The sequence below is a fragment of the Streptomyces alkaliterrae genome (assembly GCF_007097205.2).
GTDB lineage: Bacteria > Actinomycetota > Actinomycetes > Streptomycetales > Streptomycetaceae > Streptomyces > Streptomyces alkaliterrae.
The window spans coordinates 1-3793 of sequence record NZ_VJYK02000417.1 but is presented as its reverse complement, the minus strand read 5'-3'; the positions used below and the strand labels follow the sequence as shown (position 1 = coordinate 3793).

Annotated in this window: 2 protein-coding genes and 1 pseudogene; 2 read left to right on the top strand and 1 reads right to left on the bottom strand. The window is 72.9% G+C overall.

The annotated features are described in order from the left end of the window. Positions 1-1081, top strand: a pseudogene (locus FNX44_RS28290) (hypothetical protein); the annotation flags it as partial. Positions 1082-1124: 43 nt separating this feature from the next. Here FNX44_RS28290 and FNX44_RS24825 read toward each other — a convergent pair. Next, positions 1125-1415 (bottom strand): hypothetical protein, encoded by a 291-nt coding sequence (locus tag FNX44_RS24825; RefSeq protein ID WP_143651233.1) that lies wholly within the window; start codon positions 1413-1415, stop codon positions 1125-1127. A gap of 409 nt (positions 1416-1824) precedes the next feature. Between FNX44_RS24825 and FNX44_RS24820 the strand changes: the two genes are divergently transcribed. Next, a partial coding sequence (locus FNX44_RS24820) for a sensor histidine kinase (protein ID WP_143651232.1) occupies positions 1825-3793 on the top strand: 1969 nt, incomplete at its 3' end.

Below are 3793 nucleotides of genomic sequence, written 5' to 3'. Positions count from 1 at the left end.
GGGCACCCCCGCCGAGTCCCGGACGGCGGCCGCCGAGGCCCGCCGCTCACTGCGTGGCTGCGCCGCCGACCTGCACGCCGCCGACGTAGCGGTCCGCGAGTCCTGCGACGTCCTCGTCCGGCACGCCAACTCCACCCGCTACGAGCAGGTCCGCACCCCGGCCCGCCAGCAGATCCGCGAACTGCCCGCCTCCGCCCTCCCCGAGCACTCGGCGGCCTGGACCGAGGCGTTCGCCCCGCGTCTGCGCGTCCTCACCGACGAACTCGCCCAGCTGGAACGCAACCGGGACAGCATCGTCGACCGGCTGCGCGGCCTCGTGGAGTCCGCCACCGCCACCCTCCGCTCCGCACAGCGGCTCTCCCGGCTCCCCGAGGGGCTGGGGGAGTGGTCGGGGCAGGAGTTCCTGCGCATCCGCTTCGAGGAACCCGACCAGGCCGTCCTCACCGAACGCCTGGGCGAGGTCATCGACGAGGCCACACGCGCCGCCGTCCGCAAGAACGGCGACCTGCGCAGGGACGGCATGTCGCTGCTGCTGCGCGGCGTCCACGCCGCCCTCCAGCCGCGCGGTGTCTCCGTGGAGATCCTCAAGCCGGACGCCGTACTGCGCGCCGAACGGGTGCCCGTCGGACAGATGGGCGACGTGTTCTCCGGCGGACAGCTGTTGACGGCCGCCATCGCGCTGTACTGCACGATGGCCGCGCTGCGCAGCAACGACCGGGGACGCGACCGCCACCGGCACGCCGGCACCCTCTTCCTCGACAACCCCATCGGTCGCGCCAACGCCACCTACCTGCTGGAACTCCAGCGCGCTGTGGCCGACGCCCTCGGCGTCCAACTCATCTACACCACGGGCCTGTTCGACACCACGGCGCTCGCCGAGTTCCCGCTGGTCATCCGGCTGCGCAACGATGCCGACCTGCGGGCCGGACTGAAGTACATCAGCGTCGAGGAGCATCTTCGGCCCGGCCTGCCGCAGCCCGACCCGGAATCCGAGCCGGTCCACGGCGAGATCACCGCGACCCGTATGTTCCGCCGCCCCGCCGAGCAGGGCGAGCCCGCCCCGGCGGCACCCGCCGGCTGACCCGGCACCGCCGACGTCGCGCGCGTCGCGGTGTGCACGCCGGTCACAACCGCTGCACACCGCGCCGCAGCCGCGGCCGGGCCGCGCTGCTGGGCGTCGACACCACACCGTGCCGCTGGATCCACACCTGCCGCGTCACCCACACGTCCAACACCGCCCACGTCGCCACCACCGTCGAGGCCACCGTGCCCAGCAACGCCGGGAAGGCGAACCACACTCCGGCAAGCGAGCACAACACGGTGATCGTCAACTGAACCAGCGTCAGGGCGATGATGATCACCGACCGCACGGCGGCGCCGCGGACCGGGTCCGGCATCCGGGGCCTGGCGTACATCTGACTCCCACTCCCCCTCCACAAAGGTCACAAGTGCTGGTCGGGCACGTGTCCAGGGCCACACACCCGGTACCGATTTTCCGGTATCCAGGGAAACCTCGGGACGATAGTCTCCCGGCTGCGCCCGCGCTCACACCCCGCGTCGACGAGCTCGCCGGCGAGCGGTAGTAGGCTCACGCCGTCCGGCGTGGGCGGCGCCACGGCTCGGGGAAGGCCGGCACGGCCGCCGGCCACCGGGCCGGCGACCACCGCGCGCGTCGCACGACGCACCAGCACCACCGCGACACCAACAGCACGTCAGCTCCACCACACGTCAACACGACAAGAGCCGACCGGGCACCACCCACGCCGGCAGCGCCCGGTACCGGACCGGCACGCCCCAGCCAGGGGCGCTGAGCTAGGGGAGGCCATGCCCTTTCGCGGGAGGACCATCCGCAGGAAGATCGTGGCGCTGCTCCTGATACCCCTGACGGCACTCACCGTCATCTGGGTCTTCGCCACACACCACACCGCAGTCGAGGCCATGCGCATGCTGGACGCCAAGAGCGCCCGCGACACCCTCGGCGAACCGATCGAACGCACCGTGCGCGCGGTCCAGCGGGAGCGCCGCCACGCCCTGGTCTACCTCGCCGACCCCCGCCGGTCCGAAGCGCTCCCGCAACTCCACCGCCACCAACGCCACACCGACCGGGCGGTCTCCGACGTCACCGAGCGCGCCCCCGCCGTGCGTGGCCGGCTCGGCGAGGACACCCGCGCCCGCCTCGACGCGTTTGTCACCGGCCTCGACGTCCTGCGCTCCCTGCGCGGCAGGGTCGAACGCAACACCATCTCCCGCGACCACACCCTCGTCGCCTACAACGACCTGGTCGACCCCAGCTACGAACTGCTCAACGGACTCCAGGCGATCGACCACGCCGACCTGGACAGGGAGGCCCGCGCACTGGTCGGGGCCGCCCGCGCCAGGGAACTGCTGTCCCGCCAGGACGCGCTGATGGCCGCGGCGCTGGCCGCCGGCAGGATGACCGACCACGAGCACCGCGAGTTCTCCGACCGGGTAGCCGAACGCCGCGTGCTCTACCAGACCAGCCTCGACGCGCTGCCCGAAACCGACGCCCGCGCCTACGAGGAGTACTGGCGCGGCTCCGACGGGCGCGCGCTCACGGCCTTCGAGAACGACGTCTTCAACGCCGGCCCCGACCGGGCCGTCCGGGTGCTCAACGCCGAACGCTGGCAGTCCGCCACCGGCACCGCGCTCACCGGCCTCGAAACCCTCGACCGCTCCGGACGGGAACGCCACGAGGAACGGATCGCGCCCGTACGACTGTCGGTACTGCTCCAGGCCGGCACCGCCGCGCTGCTCGGCCTCGTCGCCGGCGCCCTGTCCGTCTTCGTCTCCCTGCGGGTGGGCCGGGGCCTCGTCCGGGACCTGCGGGCGCTGCGCAAGGAGGCCAACGAGGCCGCCGGCGTACGACTGCCCGGCGTGCAGCGCCGGCTGGCCGCCGGCGAGCAGGTCGACGTCGAGACCGAGGCACCGCGGCTGGAGTACGGGCGCGACGAGGTCGGCCAGGTCGGCCAGGCACTCAACACCCTCCAGCGCGCCGCGGTCGAGGGCGCCGTCCGCCAGGCCGACATGCGACGCGGCGTCTCGGAGGTCTTCGTCAACCTCGCCCGCCGCAGCCAGGTGCTGCTGCACCGGCAGCTCAACGTGCTGGAGGGCATCCGCCGCCGCACCGAGGACCCCGTCGAGACCGCCGACCTCGACCGGCTTGACCACCTCACCGCGCGGATGCGCCGACACGCAGAGGGCCTGGTGATCCTTTCGGGCGCGGCGCCGTCCCGGCAGTGGCGCAAACCCGTTGCCCTGATCGACGTGGTGCGCGCCGCGACCGCCGAGGTGGAGGACCACGAACGCGTCGAGGTGCGCCGCCTCGCCGACCTGGCCGTCGACGGCGCGGCCGTCGCCGACCTGACCCACCTCGTCGCCGAACTGCTGGAGAACGCCACCGCCTTCTCACCCCCGCACACCGCCGTCCAGGTCATGGGGGAGCGAGTGGCCAACGGCTTCACGCTGGAGATCCACGACCGGGGGCTGGGCATGACCGCCGACGCTCTTCTGGAGGCCAACCTCAGACTGGCCGAGACACCCGAGTTCGAACTCTCCGACACCGACCGTCTCGGCCTGCTGGTCGTCGCCCGCCTCGCCCAACGGCAGGGCGCCCGCGTCTCGCTCCAACCCTCCCCCTACGGCGGCACCACCGCCGTGGTGCTGATACCCGGGGCCGTACTCAACGAGATCACCGACGACCTCGATCTGGACACCGGGCTCCCCGAACGCCCCGGCTCCACCCCGCCGCTCGCCTTCGCCCAGCGGCTGTCTC